The 16,607-nt window shown below is 74.4% G+C and carries 12 protein-coding genes; 7 read left to right on the top strand and 5 right to left on the bottom strand.

The annotated features are described in order from the left end of the window. Window positions 1-28: 28 nt before the first annotated feature. The gene (locus KK617_RS06975; protein ID WP_277499034.1) at window positions 29-826 is read right to left on the bottom strand and encodes an SGNH/GDSL hydrolase family protein; all 798 of its coding nucleotides are present in this window, start codon (window positions 824-826) and stop codon (window positions 29-31) included. A 67-nt stretch (window positions 827-893) separates the two neighbouring features. Between KK617_RS06975 and dcd the strand changes: the two genes are divergently transcribed. From dcd to KK617_RS06945, 6 genes are all read left to right on the top strand, one after another. Further along, window positions 894-1,469, top strand: coding sequence for a dCTP deaminase (dcd, locus tag KK617_RS06970; RefSeq protein WP_277499033.1), 576 nt, complete (start codon window positions 894-896; stop codon window positions 1,467-1,469). A gap of 112 nt (window positions 1,470-1,581) precedes the next feature. Then, window positions 1,582-2,640, top strand: coding sequence for an ABC transporter substrate-binding protein (locus KK617_RS06965; RefSeq protein ID WP_277499032.1), 1,059 nt, complete (start codon window positions 1,582-1,584; stop codon window positions 2,638-2,640). Between the two features lie 7 nt (window positions 2,641-2,647). Further along, on the top strand, window positions 2,648-3,712 hold the full coding sequence (locus KK617_RS06960; RefSeq protein ID WP_277499029.1) for an iron ABC transporter permease: 1,065 nt from the start codon (window positions 2,648-2,650) through the stop codon (window positions 3,710-3,712). Between the two features lie 5 nt (window positions 3,713-3,717). Beyond that, complete coding sequence (locus tag KK617_RS06955; protein ID WP_277499027.1) at window positions 3,718-4,785, top strand: iron chelate uptake ABC transporter family permease subunit; 1,068 nt, start codon at window positions 3,718-3,720, stop codon at window positions 4,783-4,785. After that, on the top strand, window positions 4,782-5,705 hold the full coding sequence (locus KK617_RS06950) for an ABC transporter ATP-binding protein (protein WP_277499025.1): 924 nt from the start codon (window positions 4,782-4,784) through the stop codon (window positions 5,703-5,705). Before KK617_RS06955 ends, KK617_RS06950 begins: the two co-directional genes overlap by 4 nt. Continuing rightward, on the top strand, window positions 5,702-6,673 hold the full coding sequence (locus KK617_RS06945; RefSeq protein ID WP_277499023.1) for a siderophore-interacting protein: 972 nt from the start codon (window positions 5,702-5,704) through the stop codon (window positions 6,671-6,673). Before KK617_RS06950 ends, KK617_RS06945 begins: the two co-directional genes overlap by 4 nt. Before the next feature lie 12 nt (window positions 6,674-6,685). On the opposite strand, the gene KK617_RS06940 is transcribed toward KK617_RS06945, so the two are convergent. From KK617_RS06940 to KK617_RS06930, 3 genes are all read right to left on the bottom strand, one after another. Further along, entirely contained in the window at window positions 6,686-9,226 is a 2,541-nt protein-coding gene (locus tag KK617_RS06940; protein WP_277499022.1) for a CocE/NonD family hydrolase, read from the bottom strand. Window positions 9,227-9,551: 325 nt separating this feature from the next. Further along, complete coding sequence (locus KK617_RS06935; protein WP_277499020.1) at window positions 9,552-10,439, bottom strand: DUF4097 family beta strand repeat-containing protein; 888 nt, start codon at window positions 10,437-10,439, stop codon at window positions 9,552-9,554. Window positions 10,440-10,543: 104 nt separating this feature from the next. After that, on the bottom strand, window positions 10,544-11,098 hold the full coding sequence (locus KK617_RS06930) for a pilus assembly protein HicB (RefSeq protein WP_277499019.1): 555 nt from the start codon (window positions 11,096-11,098) through the stop codon (window positions 10,544-10,546). Window positions 11,099-11,213: 115 nt separating this feature from the next. On the opposite strand from KK617_RS06930, the gene KK617_RS06925 reads away from it, so the two are divergent. Further along, window positions 11,214-12,404 (top strand): MFS transporter, encoded by a 1,191-nt coding sequence (locus tag KK617_RS06925; protein ID WP_277499018.1) that lies wholly within the window; start codon window positions 11,214-11,216, stop codon window positions 12,402-12,404. Between the two features lie 293 nt (window positions 12,405-12,697). Here KK617_RS06925 and KK617_RS06920 read toward each other — a convergent pair whose 3' ends face one another. Beyond that, on the bottom strand, window positions 12,698-16,492 hold the full coding sequence (locus KK617_RS06920; RefSeq protein WP_277499017.1) for a (Fe-S)-binding protein: 3,795 nt from the start codon (window positions 16,490-16,492) through the stop codon (window positions 12,698-12,700). Window positions 16,493-16,607 lie beyond the last annotated feature (115 nt).

The following is a 16,607-nucleotide window of genomic DNA, read 5'->3' as shown; positions in this document are numbered from 1 at the left end:
CGGCCGGGGCGACCGGCCGCCGCCGATGCTACTCGACCGGCGCGAGGCCGGGGCGCCGAGGGGCCACCGTGTCTCCCGACGAGCGGCCGGTCAGCCGCCGGTGGACCCACGGCCCGAGGTAGCGGCGCGTCCAGTCGAGGTCGGCGCGCACCTTCGCGAGCCGGGGTACGTCGGGGATCTCCGACAGCGGGAGCGGCTCCAGCCCGTGCTCGAGGACGCCGAGCGCGTCGAGCACCATCATCGCGACGAACTGGTGCCCGGCGGGGCCGAGGTGCATCCGGTCCTCGTCCCACAGGCGGGCGTCGGAGGAGGCCAGGTCGGCGGGGAGCTGGCGGGCCATGCGCCAGGAGTCCGCGATCGTCGCGCCGTGGCGCTCGGCGATCTCGCGCACGTGCTCGTTGTAGAGGGCGAAGCGCCCGCGGATGGGCGCGTAGATGCCGCCGCTGCCCGGGTCGAACGCGGTGAAGAGCACGACCCGCGCGCCCGTCGCGGCGAGGCGGCCGACCGCCTCGTCGTACACGACCGCCAGGGCGTCGAGGTCCACCTTCGGGCGGACGATGTCGTTGGCGCCGGCGTACACCGTGACGAGGTCGGGCTCGAGGTCGATGGCGGGCTGCACCTGCTCCTCGACGATGCCCCGCAGCTTGCGGCCCCGGATGGCGAGGTTGGCGTAGCGGAAGTCGTCGGTGCGGGCCGCCAGCACCTCCGCGACCCGGTCGGCCCACCCGCGCACGCCGTTCGCGCGGGTCGGGTCGTGGTCGCCCACGCCCTCGGTGAAGGAGTCGCCGAGGGCGACGTAACGGTGGAAGACGGTCTCGCTGGGCACGGATCCAGTGTGCCGGTGCGCCCGGGCGCCGCTGCCGGGGGGCCGGTCCCGGGTTAGGTTGGGCGCCGTGCTGCTCTCCGACCGCGACATCCAGGCCGAGATCGAGGCCGGACGCGTCTCGCTGGACCCCTTCGAAGCCGCCATGGTGCAGCCGTCGTCGGTCGACGTGCGCCTCGACCGGTTCTTCCGGGTCTTCGACAACCACCTGCACGCCCACATCGACCCGGCCGAGGACCAGGCGGACCTCACGCGGGAGGTCGAGGTGACGGGCGACGAGCCGTTCATCCTCCACCCGGGCGAGTTCGTGCTCGGCTCGACGTACGAGGTCGTGGGGCTGCCCGACGACGTGGCCGCGCGACTGGAGGGCAAGTCGTCCCTGGGGCGCCTCGGCCTGCTGACCCACTCGACCGCCGGCTTCATCGACCCCGGCTTCACGGGGCACGTGACCCTCGAGCTGGCGAACGTGGCGAACCTGCCCATCAAGCTCTGGCCCGGGATGAAGATCGGCCAGCTCTGCTTCTTCCGGCTCAGCTCGGCCGCGGAGCACCCGTACGGCTCCGCGCGCTACGGCTCGCGCTACCAGGGCCAGCGGGGCCCGACGCCCTCCCGGTCGTTCCTCAACTTCCACCGCACGGCCATCTGAGCGTCGCCCGCCGGGCGGGCGTGAGACCCGGGTCACGGGGAGTTGCCAAGGTTAGGCACACCTTAGTAGCGTCCGGCGGGTTGTCATCCCCCGTCACCTGAAGGGCACTCCGTTGTCTCTCCCCTCCCTGCGCCGCTCCACGGCCCTCGCGGCTGCGGCCGGCGTGGCCCTGCTCGGCCTCACCGCCTGCTCCACCGGTTCCTCCGACGCCGACTCCGCCGGCGAGTCGACGGCCAACACGACGGCGGAGGCCGACGCGTTCCCCGTCACGATCGCCACGAGCTTCGGTGACGTCACCATCGAGGACGAGCCCGAGAAGGTCGTCACCCTCGGCGTCGACGGCGAGAACGCCGTCGCCCTGGGTGTCGCCCCGATCGCGATCGAGAAGATGAGCTGGGGCGGCAACGCCGAGGGTCGCACCGACTGGTTCGACGAGGCGCTGGCCGAGATCGACGGCGCGGAGGAGCCGCAGCTGCTCGACGTCACCGACGGCATCCCGACCGCGGAGATCATCGCGCTGGAGCCCGACGTCGTCATCGGCACCAACTCGGGTCTGACGCAGGACGACTACGACACCCTCACCGACGCCGGGATCGACGTCGTCGGCTACCCGGGCACGCAGTGGGCGACCACGTGGCGCCAGTCGATCGAGATGGTCGGCCAGGCCCTCGGCCGCACGCAGCAGGCCGAGGAGGCCGCCGCCGACGTCGAGGAGGCCATGGCCACCGCCGTCGAGGAGAACCCGCAGGTCGAGGGCGCGTCCTTCCTGTGGACGTTCTTCTACCCGACGGACCTGTCGAAGGTCAGCATCTACACCGAGACCGACAACCGTCCCGGCATCCTCACCGAGCTCGGCATGACGAACCCGGCGATCGTCGAGGAGGCCGGCACCGAGACGTTCTTCTTCGACGTCTCCTCGGAGCGCGCGGCCGAGCTCGAGGCCGACGTGATGATCGCCTACGGCAACTCCGCCGAGGAGGCCGAGCAGCTGCTCGCCACCCCGCTGGCCCAGCAGATCCCGCCGGTGGCGAACGAGAACTACGTGATCTCGCTCGAGCCCAACGACACCCTGGGTCTCTCCTTCCCGTCGGTGCTCGGCATCCCGGTCGCGCTCGACGCCTTCCTCCCGAAGGTCGCCCAGGCGATCGACGGCACCCCCCAGGTCAACTGAGCACCCCATGACCACGTCCTCGACCGTCTCGTCCGAGACGGAGGACTCCCCGGACCTGCCCGGCCGGACCGCCACAGCCGGCCGGGCACGGACTCCACGCCGGAGGACGACGACGAGTGCCGCGATCTGCGTCGCGGCCCTCGTCGTCGCCACCCTGGCGTCGCTGTGCATCGGCAACCGCGCCGTCGACCCGCGCGCGCTCCTCGACGCGGGCCACCCCGACCACGCGGTCATGGAAGCCCGGCTCCTGCGCACGATGGTGGGCCTGCTGCTCGGGGCGGCCTACGGGCTCGCCGGGGCCGCCCTGCAGGGCCTGACCCGCAACCCCCTGGCCGACTCGGCCCTCCTCGGCATCAACGCCGGCGCCGCGTTCGCGATGGTCGCCGGCATCACCTACGTCGGCGCCGGCTCGCTCGGCGGCTACATCTGGTTCGGCTTCCTGGGCGCGGGTGCGGCCGCCCTCGGCGTGCACCTCGTGGCCAGCATCGGTCGCGGCGGCGCCACCCCGGCCAAGCTCGTCATCGCCGGCGCGGCGCTCACCGCCGCCCTCACCAGCTGGACGACCGGCATCCTGCTCACCAGCCGCGAGACGCTCGACCAGATCCGCGCCTGGCAGGTCGGCAGTGTCGCGGGCAAGCAGATGGACGCCTTCCTCACGGTCGCGCCCTTCCTGGGCGTCGGCATCGTCATCGCGCTCGCCAGCGCGCGCGTGCTCAACGCCCTCGCGCTCGGCGACGAGCTCGCCCGCGGCCTCGGCCGCAACCTGGCCCGCGACCGCGCCTTCGTCGGCGTCGCGGTCATGCTGCTCATCGGCGGCTCGGTCGCCCTCGCCGGACCCATCGCCTTCCTCGGCCTGCTCGTGCCGCACCTCGTGCGGCGCCAGGTGGGCGGCGACTACGCCAAGGTGCTGCCCCTCAGCGCGGCCTGGGGCGCGCTGCTCCTCGTCGTCGCCGACACCGTCGGGCGCTTCGCGCTGCCGCCCGGCGAGGTGCAGGTCGGCGTCATGACCGCCGTCATCGGCGCCCCCGTCTTCATCGTCATGATCCGTCGCGGAAGGTTGGCCAGCCTGTGACCGCCGTGGACGAACGCCCCGTCGGCGCACCGGCGCCGGCTGCCGTCGTACCGGACGTCGCCGCCGTGCGGCGGGCCCGGCGCGGCCCGCGCCGCCGCCACGCCCTCGTCGTGGCCGGCACCGGCGCGGCCGCCCTCACCGCGCTCGTGGTGAACCTGCTGCTCGGCGACTACACCTACACGTTCCCCGACGCCGCGCGGATCATCGCGGGCGTCGGCATCGACCGGCCGACGGCCGAGTTCCTCATGCTCGAGCAGAAGCTGCCGCGCGCCCTCGCGGCGCTGTGCGTGGGGCTGTGCTTCGGCGCGGGCGGCGCCGTCTTCCAGACCGTGCTGCGCAACCCGCTGGCCAGCCCCGACATCGTCGGCATCAGCACGGGCGCGAGCGCCGCGGCGGTCTTCGCGCTGCTCGCCCTCGGCCTGCGCGGCGACGTCGTGGCCCTCGCCGCCGCCGTCGGCGCGGTGCTCACCGCCCTCGCCGTGCGCTGGGTCGCCGGCGGGATCGGCAGCTACCGCCTCGTGCTCGTCGGCGTCGGCCTGTCCGCCGCGCTGCTCTCGGTGGTGCACTACCTCTTCACCCGCGCCGCCGTCTGGGACGCCCAGCTCGCGCTGCGCTGGCTGACCGGCAGCGTGGCCGGCTCGGGCTGGCCCGAGGTGCGGGTGCTCGTCGTCGTCCTGGTCGTGCTCCTACCGGTGCTGTGGTGGTCGGCCCGGTCGCTGCGCATCACGGAGCTCGGCGCCGACGCAGCGACGGGCCTCGGCGTCACCTCCCGGCGCGCGGAGCTCCTCATGCTCGTCGCGGTGCTGCTCGTGGCCGCCGGCGTGGCCGGGGCCGGGCCCGTCTCGTTCCTCGCCTTCCTCTCGGGGCCCATCGCGCGCGGCCTGAACGCGGGCCGCACGAGCATCGTCGGCGCCGCGCTCGTCGGCGCGACGCTGCTGCTCGCCGCGGACTTCACGGGGCAGTACCTCATCGGCACCGTCAACGTGCCGGCCGGCGTGCTCACCGGCGCCGTCGGCGCACCGTTCCTGCTCTGGCTCATGGCCCGGGGCGCATCCGGAAGGAGTCCGCGATGAGCGCGGCAAGGACCCAGGCCGCGCCCACGCGCCTGTACGCCGACGGGGTCTCGCTCGGCTACGACGACCGCACGATCGTGCACGACCTCACGGTCGCCGTGCCCGACGGCCAGGTCACCGTGATCGTGGGCGGCAACGGCTGCGGCAAGTCGACCCTGCTGCGCGGCATGGCCCGCCTGCTGCGCCCCCGCGGCGGCGCCGTGCTGCTCGACGGGCAGGCCGTGCACTCGCTGCCCACCAGGCAGGTGGCGCGCACCCTCGGCCTGCTCCCGCAGAACCCCGTCGCGCCGGAGGGCGTGACCGTCGTCGACCTCGTCGGCCGCGGCCGGCACCCCCACCAGGGCGCCCTGCGGCGCTGGGGGCACGAGGACGACCGCGCGGTCGCCGAGGCGCTCGCGCTCACCGACACCACCGAGCTCGCCGAGCGCGTGGTCGACGAGCTCTCGGGCGGGCAGCGCCAGCGCGTCTGGATCGCGATGGCGTTGGCGCAGGGCACGGACCTGCTGCTGCTCGACGAGCCCACGACGTACCTCGACGTGGCCCACCAGGTCGAGATGCTCGACCTGCTCGCCGACCTGAACGCGCGCTCCGGCACGACGATCGTCATGGTCCTGCACGACCTGAACCTGTCCGCCCGGTACGCCGACCACCTGGTCGCCATGAAGCAGGGCCGCATCGTGGCGGAGGGCGGCCCCCACGAGGTCGTCACGGAGGACGTCGTGCGGGACGTGTTCGGCCTGGAGAGCCGCGTCATCCCCGACCCGGTCTCCCACACGCCCCTCGTCGTGCCGGTGGGCCGCCACCTCGGGCGCGCCGTCCACCCGCCGGCCCCGGCCGGCTACCCCGAGCACGAGCCCGAGCGCGAGCCCGCCGTACCGGCCGGCGTCGGGTCCCACCCGCACAACGAGGAGTCGTCGTGAGCGAGCAGTCCCTGGTCCTGGCCGAGGTGGAGGTCCGCGCGGTACGGCGGGTCTCGCCGTCCTTCGTGCGGGTCGAGCTGGGGGCCGACGAGCTGGCCGACCTCGGCACCGACGGCCCGTGGCTGGACCAGCGGTTCAAGCTGATCTTCCCGTCGCCGGGCTGCCCGCTGCCGCCGATCCCGTCGGACGACACCTGGTACCAGGCGTGGCTCGCGCTGCCCGAGGACGAGCGCGGCTGCGTGCGGACGTACACGGTGCGCGACGTCGTCGGCGAGGGCACGGACACCCGCCTCGTCGTCGACATCGTCGTGCACGACCCGGGCGAGCACGGCGAGGCCACCGGGCCGGGCAACGACTGGGCGCGCTCGGCGACCGTGGGTGACCGCGTCATCGTGCTCGCCCCGCGCCGCGGCCACTTCTTCGGCGGCATCGAGTGGGCGCCCGGCGACGCCACCGACCTGATGATCGTCGGCGACGAGACCGCCCTGCCGGCCGTGTACGGCGTGCTGCGCGACCTCCCGGCCGACGCCCGCGGCGTGGCCTTCGTCGAGGTGCCGCACCGCGACGACGTGCTGGACGACGTCGTCGGCCCGCCCGGGGTCGAGGTCGTGTGGCTGCCGCGCGACGGCGCCCCGCGCGGCGACGAGCTGCGCGTGCGGGTGCTCGAGCGCCTCGACCGCACGGCCGAGGACCACGCCCGCGTGCTCGCCGCGGCGGCTGACCTCGTCGTGGCCGACGAGGAGATCGACCCCAACCTGTGGGAGACCCCGGCGTACTCCTCCTCGGGCGAGGAGGTCAGCGGCGACGGTCCCGTGGAGGGTCCCTACGCCGGGCTCTACGCCTGGATCGCCGGCGAGTCCAAGGTCGTCACCGGCCTGCGCCGCGCCCTCGTGAAGGACCTCGGCATCGACCGCCACCAGGTCGCGTTCATGGGCTACTGGCGCGAGGGCGTCGCCATGAAGGCCTGACGGTCCTCCCCGTCAGCGGGGACGCACCGTCCAGGTGGCGCGTCCCACCGACGCCTGGCCCCGCGCGTCGCCGAAGTAGGTGACCTGCACGGCGTGGGCGCCCGTGCGCTGCTGCCCCGGCAGGCCGAGCGTGCCGTAGCCGTCGACGAGCGCGACGTCGCGCAGCCGCACCCCGTCGAGGAGCACGCGCACCCGGCCCGTCGCCGGTGAGCCGTCGGCCCGGGCCACGGCGAACCGCACGCGGTTCACGCCCCCGCGCAGCGTCGGGTTCGCGTCGAGGCGCACGTAGGTGCGCGTCGCCTGCTGGGCCGGCGAGACCGCCGGGCGCACGGTCCACGTCGCCGACCGCTCCGACGGGGCCGCCACCTCGCTCCCCGCGTACGACGCACGCACCACGTGGGTGCCCGCCGCCGTACCCGCCGGGAGGGGCACGTCGGCGCGGCCGCCGACGAGCGGCACGTCGGCGACGGGACGGCCGTCGACCGTGACCCGCACCGAGCCCTGGGGCGCACCGAAGCCGGTGGTGCCCACGGCGACGCGGGCCGTCGTACCGGCGCCGGCCGGGGTGGAGGCCTCGGCGAGCCGGACGTACGTCGAGGTCGCGAACGGCTCGACCTCCGGCACCGTCAGCACCGAGGGGTGCTCGGCGGACGTGTGGATCGTCATGGGGACGAGCGTCGGGACGAGGTCGGGCAGCACCGGGAGCAGGTGGGGCACGTCGAAGGCCTGCACGGCCAGGCGCAGCCGGTGGCCGGCCGGCACCTGGGCGCCGGTCGGGAAGATCTCGACGTCGACGGGGACGACCTCGCCGGCGCCGGCCCGCTGCTTGGCCTCCGCGGTGAAGGGGTGGTGGGCCTGGATCAGCTCGCCGTCGAGGTAGCGGCTGCGGCTCTCGTCGAGCACGCGGTGGCTGATGACCTGCCAGCCTCCGGTGATGCGGTGGACGGTGCCGTCGGGGGCGACCGACGACACCGCGACCGACAGCATGCCGTCACCGGCCGGCGTCGAGGTGTGGAGCCGGGCGTTGAGCGGGCCCTGGAAGCGCAGCGGCTCGGTGAGCGGCTCGGTGTCCCAGACGACGCCGGCGAGGTCGTTGGCGCGGTTGTCGCTGAAGCACGGCAGGTCGGCGAGCACCTGGCTCGGGAGACCGGCGGTCCACTGGTCGGTGGAGCGGCTGCAGAGGCCGGCGACGGGGACGGGCGGCACGACGGCGGTGCCCGGGGCGGCGTCACCGGTGGTGAGCGTGCCGTTCGCGAGGCCGCCGGCGGTGGCCCCGCCGGAGAGCCGGAACGTGGTGGCGTCGAGGTTGTCGCCGATCCAGTCCTGCGCCTGGCGCCACGTGTCGGCGTTCTGCTCGTAGTAGGTGAGCGGCGCGATGTCGGTGTCGAGGCCCGGGTCGGGGATGCCGCGGACGTGGTGGTCGAACCACCGCAGCTGCAGCTCGTCGAGGGTGCCGTAGCCGGCGTCGGCGACGCCCTCGCCGGAGGATCCCTCGAGGTGGTTCCAGGGGCCGAGGATCATCTTGGTCGGCACCCCGCGGCTGCGCAGATCCTCGAAGAGCAGCGGCGTGCCGCGCTGGAAGAGGTCGTACTGGCCGCCGACGAGGAACGTCGGCACGTCCACCTGGTCGATGACCTCGATGGGGGAGCGCTCGCGGTAGAACGGCCCGTCGTACGCCGTGTCGCCGCCGAGCAACGAACCGAGCAGCAGCGGTGCCGAGAACGTGGCGGCGGCCGTCAGGTGGGAGAAGACGGTGGTGAGGGCCGCGGCCGGGTCGGTGGCGCCGTACGCCGGCGGGATGACCCCGGTGCCCGTCACGAGCCCCATCCACAGCGGGATGAAGCCGACGTCGAGCTGGCCGCCCGAGGCCACGACGTCGCGGTAGACGTCGGCCGCGGGCACCTGCGGGAAGAGCGCCTTCAGGCCGGCCGGCTTCCCGGCCGCGGCGAAGATCTGGTTGATGCCCATGTACGACGGGCCGCGCATCGCCGCCGAGCCGTTGCTCCAGGGCCGGTCGGGTGAGGTGGCCCAGGCGACGATCTCGGACGCGTCCTGGTTCTCGCGGGCGCTGAAGGCGCCCCACGTGCCGGGGGAGCCGCCGGTGCCGCGGGCGTCGACGGTGAGCTGGGCGTAGCCGCGCTTGACGAGGTAGTCCGCGCCGGACCCCGCGAGGTCGGAGGCGCCCGAGGCCGACTTGTTGTACGCCGTGATGGTGACGACCACCGGGAACCGGCCGGGCACCGCCGTGCCGTCCGCGTCGGCCGGGAGCACGAGGTCACCGCGCAGCACGGTGCCGTCGGAGACCGGGATCTCGAGGTCGCGCTGCGTGACCGTGCCGGGGTGGTCCTCGCCGCGCGGCGTCCAGCCGCTGGGGAGGGTGGTGCTCGCGGCGGCGGGCGCGGCGGTGGTCGCCGAGGTCGCAGGGGTGGCGGTGGTGCCGACGGGGCCCGCCGGGGTGGCGGTCGCCGCGGGCGCGACGGTGACGGTCAGCGCGACGGCGAGGCTGACGGCGTACGCCCCCCAGCGGTGCGGCGGGCGGGGGGCGCGGCTCATGGTCACTCCTGCGGCGGGGCACCGACGATCCCGGTCGTCGTCGGGTGTGACCTGGCTAACGACGGGGTGCGGCCGGGGTTACCGACGCGTAGCCCGTGAGCGTGGCGGGCCGTCGTCGTCGGGGCCGGTGCGGGGGCGCGAGCGGCGCGACCGGGCGCCGCGGGCCTCCTCGAGCCGGAGGCGGGCGAGGGCGGAGAGCGTGTCGGGGTGGTGCATCGGGTCTCCTCGGTGGGGGCGGGTGACGCTGGTGGTCGGTCGGCTGGGGCAGCGGTTCGTGGTGGGAGCGCCGGACGTTCCGCGGCGCTGCTACCACGAACGCGAGGGGTCAGACGTGGCGGAGCTCGACGGCGCCGCTGACGGTGCTGGCCCGCACCTCGACGTACGGCGTGCCCTCGGCCGGCGCGCCGAGGCTGGCGAGGCCGGAGACGATGCGGCCGGAGACGGTGGTGACGTCGGTCCAGACGGGGGTGCCGTGGGGGACGGCGCAGCGGACGGCGCCCGAGGCGGTGCGGGCCGTGAGGGCGCCGGCGCCGAGCCGGTCGACGCGGACGTCCCCGCTGCCGCTGGTGAACGTGACGTCGCCGTCCGCCCGCTCGACGTGGAGGCGACCGGACCCCGTCTTGACCTGGAGGCGGCGGTCGCTCGCCGCGACGCGGACGTCGCCGGAACCGGTGCGCACGAGGGCGTCGCCGGCGACGTGCCCCACGGCGACGTCGCCGGACCCGGACTTGACGAGCAGCTCGCCGCCCGCGGAGCCGACGCGGACGTCGCCCGAGCCGACGCCGATCTCGAGCCGGCCGACCGCCGCGCCGACGGTGACGTCGCCCGAGCCCGCGCCGAGCAGTGCGTCGGACCCCGCCTGCTCCACCCGCAGTGCCCCCGACCCGGTCTCGGCCGAGACGACCGCGAACGTCCCGGTCACGGTCACGGGGGCCGAGCCGGAGCGCAGTGCGAGCCGGCTCCCGGCCGGGACGCGGATGCGGGCGTGCACCTCGCGGTGGTGACCGAGGAAGCCGCTGGTGCGGGGGGCGAGGACGGCCAGGCGTCCGTCGCGCTCCTCGACGGTGGTCTCCTCGGCGCCGGAGCCGGTGAGCTCGACCCGCACCTCCGGGTCGTCGGCGGCGGTGACGGCGAGGCTGCCGGCGCCGATCTCGACGTACAGGTCGACGGGTGCGGGGGCCTCGATGGTGTGGATGGCGGGCGTCGTGCTCATGGCTGCTCCAGGGTGTGCGGGACCGCCGGGCCGGCGGGGCCGGACCGTGCGGGGCGGGACGGGGTGGTGGGGCGGGCGGTGAGAGGTGGGGCCGGGTGGGCGGGTCAGCTCCAGCCGGTCATGCGGCGACCGCGGCGCTGGAAGGGGTCGGCCGGCGAGCCGAGCGGGAGGCTGGTGAGGTCGATGGCCACGTCGCCGGCGTCGCGGGTGGCGGCGGCCCGCACGGCGGCGACGAGCCAGGTGTTCAGCGACTGGCCGGCGTCGGCCGCCCGGGCCTCCGCCTGCTGCTTGAGGGCGTCGGGGAGGCGCAGGCTGACCCGTGCGACCGCGCCGTCGGCGTCGGGCTCGCCGTCCGGCGTCGGCGGTGCGGGCGGCGTGGGCGGGGCGGGCGGCGCCGGCGGCGCGAGCGGCTCGGGGGCCCCGGGGTCGACGACGAACTCCACGTCGCGGCCGGCGAGGCGCACCTCGACGCTGCCGCGCGGCAGCTCGGCCGAGATCTGGGAGGCGGCGTCGGAGAGCGCCTCCATGAGCACGAGTCGCGCGGCCGGGTCGATCGCCATCGCCAGCCGCTCGGCGGCGGCGCGGATGTCGTCGCTGCCGGCCTCGGCGGCGGTGACAAGGTCGCGACGCAGGCCCGTGACGTACGGCGTGATGTCCATGACGCAACAATGACATCATCATGACGTCATGACAAGGGATATGTGATGTCACGTGGTGTCATCCGTGTGCGGGGCCGGTGGCGGGCGACTCAGCGCGCGCTGGGATGCTGGAGCGGTGCCCGACCCCGACGAGCTCCACCGACCGGGCACGGAGGGCTACCGTCGCCTCAACCTGGCGATGCTGGGCGCGGGCCTCGCCGCCTTCGGGCTGCTCTACGCGACCCAGCCCGTGCTGCCCGAGATCGCCGAGGAGTTCGGCGCCACCGCCGCGCACGCCAGCCTCACCGTCTCGGCGAGCACGGGGGTGCTCGCGGTCGCGGTCGTGCCGGTCACCGCGCTCGCGTCGCGGTGGGGACGCGTCCGCACCATGCGGGTCGGCCTGCTCCTCGCCGCGGTCCTCGGGCTGGCGTGCGCCGCCGCCCCGACGCTCGGCGTGCTCGTCGCGCTGCGGGGGCTGCTGGGGCTCGTGCTCGCGGGCGTCGTCGCCGTCGCGATGGGCCACGTGGGTGCGGAGGTGCACCCGAGCGGGCTGGGTGCGGCCATGGGCCTGTACGTCGCGGGCAACTCCCTCGGCGGCGTCGGCGGGCGGCTCATCACGGCGGGCGCGGCCGACGTCGGGTCGTGGCGCCTCGCGCTCGCCCTGCTGGCGCTCGCCGCGCTGGTGGCGACCGCGGTGTTCTGGCGCCTGCTGCCGCCGGCGTCGGCCGACGGGCGGGCGAGCGGCGTCTCGCCGCGCGCGTTCCGGGCGCTGCTGCGCGACCCGGCGGTACCGGCTCTCGTCGCCGTGCCGTTCCTGCTCATGGGCGGGTTCGTCGCCGTCTACAACTTCCTCACGTTCCGTCTCGTCGCGCCGCCGTTCTCGCTGCCGGTGGCGCTGGTGGGGCTCGTGTTCCTGGCCTACCTCGCCGGCACCACCTCCTCCGCCCTCGCCGGCCGCGCCGCCGACCGGGTGGGCCGCCCGGTGGTGCTCGTCGGCGCCGTCGTCGTGATGCTCGCCGGGCTGCTGCTGACCCTGCCGGGCTCGCTGCCGGTCGTCGTGGTGGGTCTCGTCGTGCTCACCGCGGGCTTCTTCGCCGCGCACGCCGTGGCCAGCGGCTGGGCCCCCGTCGTCGGCGGAGCCCACGGCACCCAGGCCAGCGCCCTCTACGTCTGCGGCTACTACGCCGGCTCCAGCCTCTTCGGCGCCTGGGTCGGCACCGCCTGGACCAGCCACGGTTGGCCCGGCGTCGTCGCCTGGGTCGCGGGCCTCGTCGCGCTCGCCCTCGCCTGCGGGTTGTACGTCGCGCACCGCACCCGCCGCGCCTGAGGCGGCGTACCCGCCGCTCTGAGCGCGTGTAACGCGGTGTCCGGGCTGCTGCACACGTGGTGTGCGGCGGGGCCAGTAGCGCCAGCGCCGCACCAGACATCAGTACCGCAGCAGACACCGGTACGGCGCGAACCAGTGCCCAGCTCGACGACGGGCTCCCGGCGGCGCCCGGCTGTCGGAGTGCGCAGGTTCAGCCGCCGGCGGCCCGTGAGGCTGAACCTGCGCACTCACGCCGAAGGGGCGGCCCCACCCGGAGGTGGGACCGCCCCTTCGTCACCGATCGGCTGCCGGTGTCACAGGTCGAACAGCGAGCTGCTCCCGTGGATGTCGGCGTCCGTGCGCGGCGTGTGCGTCGCGCCGCTCGACCGCGGCTTCTCGTCGGCCGGCTGCTCCGCGGGTGCAGGAGCGGGCTCGGCCTCCTCCACGGACTCGACGTCCTGCTCCTGCTCCTCGGCGTCCGTCTCCGGTACGGCGGGAGCCTCCGCGACTGCCTCCGTCTCGACGTCGGTGCCCTCGGCCTCGACGGCCTGGGGCTTCACCTCGGGCTCGGGCGCGGCCGTCGCCTCCGGCTCCGGCTCCGGCTCGGGCGCCGCCCCCGGCTCGGCCACCTGCGACTGCGTCGCGGCGGGCTGAGCGGCGGCGGCCGGGGCAGCCGTCACCTCGGGGGCCGGGATGTCGAAGAGCGACCCGGCGCCGTGGATGTCGACGTCCGACCGCGGCGTGCTCACCGTGCCCGACGAGGCCGGGGCGGCCGTCGTGGCCGGCGTGGCGGGCGCGTTGGCCTTCGGGGCCTCCGCGACCTCCGCCGCCGGGGCGGTGGGCTCGGGCTCCGGCTCGGGAGCCGTCTCCTCCACCACGGGCTCGGGCTGCGCCTCCACCTCGGGCTCGGCGGGCTCCTCGACCGCCGCCGGCGCGGGCTCCGGCTGCGCCTCGGGCTGCGGCGCCGCCTGCTCGGCCGCCGGCTCGGCCGCCGGCGCGGCCGGCTGAGAGGGGACGATGTCGAAGAGCGATCCGCCCGACGACAGGTCGACCTTCGGCTGCTCGGCCTTCGGCTCCTCCGCCGTCGGCGCAACCGGCTCGGCGGCCGGCTCGGCGGCGGGCTCGGCAGCCGGCTCCGCCTTCGCGGGGGCGGCCGGAGCCGACGCGGCGATGTCGAAGAGCGAGCCGCCCGAGCCGAGGTCGGCGGCGGGCTTCGCCGCCGGCTCGGCCTTCGCCGCCGGCTCGGCCTTCGCCTCGGGCTCGGACTTCGCCTCGGGCTCGGCCGGCGCAGCGGGCTCCGCCTTCGCGGCGGGCTGGTCACCCGCCACGTCGAAGAGCGACCCACCGGAGCCGAGATCGGCAGCGGGCTTCGCGGCCGGCTTCGCCGGCTCGGCCTTCGTCGCGGGCTCCGCCTTCGCCGCCGGCGTCGCGGGCTCGTCGCCCCCGAGGTCGAACAGCGAACCACCGGACGCGGGCTTCGCCGCCGGCTCGGCCTTCGTCTCGGCCTCGCCCGCCCCGGCGTTGGCCGGGGTGCGCTGTTGCGACGGGGCGTCGTCGTCGAAGAGCGACGAGGCGGACCCGGCGTCGAACAGCGAGCCGCCCGTGCCCTCCTTCTTCGGCTCCTCCTTCTTCGCCTCCGGGGAGTCGAAGAGGGAGTCACCGCCGGACGCCTTCGCGAGCGGGCCCGCGTCGGCCGTCTCGGTGACGGTGTCCTCGGTGATGGTCTCGTCCCCGGCCTCGGGCTCCGCCTTGGTCGAGACGTCGTCGCCCCCGGTCGGCGCGGCCTTCGCCGTGCCGTCCTTCGCCGTGCCGTTCTTCGCGCCGGCACCCGCCGTACCGTTCGCGGCAGCGGCGCCCTGGCCCGGGGCCAGCTTCGTGGCCTGCTCGCCCTTCACGGACGCGAGCAGCATCTGCGCGACGTCGAGGACCTCGACCTCCTCGCGGGCCTCGCCCTTCGACTGCTGCGAGGTGAGGCCGTCGGAGATCATCACGCGGCAGAAGGGGCAACCGACCGCGATCTGGTCGGCGCCGGTGCCGACCGCCTCCTTGGTGCGGTTGACGTTGATGCGCTCACCGATGTTCTCCTCCATCCACATGCGCGCGCCGCCGGCGCCGCAGCAGAAGGACCGCTCGGAGTTGCGCTCCATCTCCTTCAGCTCCGCTCCCGGCATGATCTGCAGGAGCTCGCGGGGCGGGGAGTAGACCTGGTTGTGGCGACCCAGGTAGCAGGGGTCGTGGTAGGTGATCTTGCGCTGGTGGGCGCCCGCGCCGTCCGCCACCGGGGTCAGCTTGCCGTCGCGCACGAGGCGGTTGAGCAGCTGCGTGTGGTGGATGACCTCGAGCTCGATGCCGAAGTCCTTGTACTCGTTCTTCAGCGTGTTCATGCAGTGCGGGCAGGTGGAGACGACCTTCTTGGCCTTGAACTCCTTCAGCGTCTCCACGTTCTGCTGGGCCAGGCCCTGGAAGACGAACTCGTTGCCCGCGCGGCGCGCGGAGTCACCGGTGCAGGTCTCGCCGTTGCCGAGCACGCCGAAGCTGATGCCCGCGATGTTGAGCAGCTCGGCCGTGGCGCGGGTGGTCTTCTTCGCGCGGTCCTCGTAGGCGCCGGCGCAGCCGACCCAGAACAGCCAGTCGACCTCGTCGAGCGACTCGATGGTCTCGCCGACCACCGGCACCTCGAAGTCGAGGCCCTTCGCCCAGTCCATGCGCGCGTTGGGCGACATGTTCCACGGGTTGCCCTTGTTCTCCAGGCCCTTGAACAGGCCGTTGAGCTCCGCGGGGAAGTTCGACTCGACGAGCACCTGGTAGCGGCGCATGTCCATGATGTGGTCGACGTGCTCGATGTCGACCGGGCACTGCTGGACGCAGGCGCCGCACGAGGTGCAGGACCAGAGCACGTCGGGGTCGATGACCGCGGCGCCGTTCTCCGGCATGTAGAACCAGTCGTCGCCGGTGTCGCCGACCAGGGGGCGCTCGGCCTCGCGGGCGAGCACCTCGTCCTTCTCGAGCAGGGCGACCGCGGCCTCGTTCTCCTCGCCGCCGGCCTTGCTGTACGGCGCCTTCGCGTAGGCGTGGTCGCGCAGGCCCATGATGAGCAGCTTCGGGGACAGCGGCTTCTCCGTGTTCCAGGCCGGGCACTGGCTCTGGCAGCGACCGCACTCGGTGCAGGTCGTGAAGTCGAGGATGCCCTTCCAGGAGAAGTCCTCGATCTTGCCGACGCCGAGCGTCGACTCCTCGTCGAGGTCGTCGATGTCGTCGAGCGTGACGGGCTTGCCGCCGGAGGTCAGCGGCTTCATGGCGCCGAGCGCGGTGCGGCCGCTGCTCTCGCGCTTGAACCAGATGTTCGGCCAGGCGGTGAAGCGGTGCCACGCGACGCCCATGTTGAGGTTCGCGGAGATGACGATCAGCCAGACCATCGCCAGCAGGATCTTGATCATCGCGATGACGACGATGATGTTCTCGAGCGTGGCCTCCGAGCCGGCGCCGCTCGGGAAGAGCGCGTTGCCGACGTGGGAGCTCAGCGGGAAGTGGAAGGTCGAGAAGTCCTCGGGGTGGTCGCTGTCGATCTGGCCCAGGTTGTACTCCGCGCCGCGGATGAACAGGATCGCGGAGCCCTCGAGCAGGGCCATGACCTCGACGAAGTAGCCCATCCACTGGTTGGAGCCGTAGAACCGGCTGCTGCGCCCCTCGCGCCGCGGGTGGTGCAGCTGGCGGTAGACGATGAGGAAGATGATGCCGACGGTGCTGAGCAGGCCGAGGCCCTCGCTCGCCCACTCGAAGAGGAAGAAGTGCCCGATGATCGGCAGGGCGAAGTCCGGCGCGAACAGCTGGACGTAGCCGGTCGCCACCGCGGTGGAGAGCAGCAGGAACCCGGCGTACACGAACCAGTGCATGATGCCGACCCAGTGCCACTGGAGCATCCGCGTGTGGAGGAAGGTCTCCTTCACCATGGTCAGCGTGCGCTTGACGGGGAGGTCGGTGCGGCCGGTGACCGGCTGCCCGACGCGGACGGTCGACACGATCGACCGGACTGCCTTCGTGGTCATCGCGACCGCCACGGCGGTGAACGCCAGGGAGACCACGATGGCGACGATCTGGATAGCACTCATGTGTGCGGGGCTCCTCTGATCACAGGCGCTCGTGCCGGCCACATCGGCACGCGCGCGTCGTCCGACCTTAGTGTTCAGGCGTTCGCTGCGTCACACCAACTTCTGTGACACGGAT

Origin of the sequence: Nocardioides sp. ChNu-99, from assembly GCF_029493445.1 — a bacterium.
In the GTDB taxonomy this organism is placed as follows: domain Bacteria; phylum Actinomycetota; class Actinomycetes; order Propionibacteriales; family Nocardioidaceae; genus Nocardioides.
The sequence above is the reverse complement of the archived record's forward strand: the minus strand, read 5'-3'. Positions and strand labels throughout refer to the sequence as shown.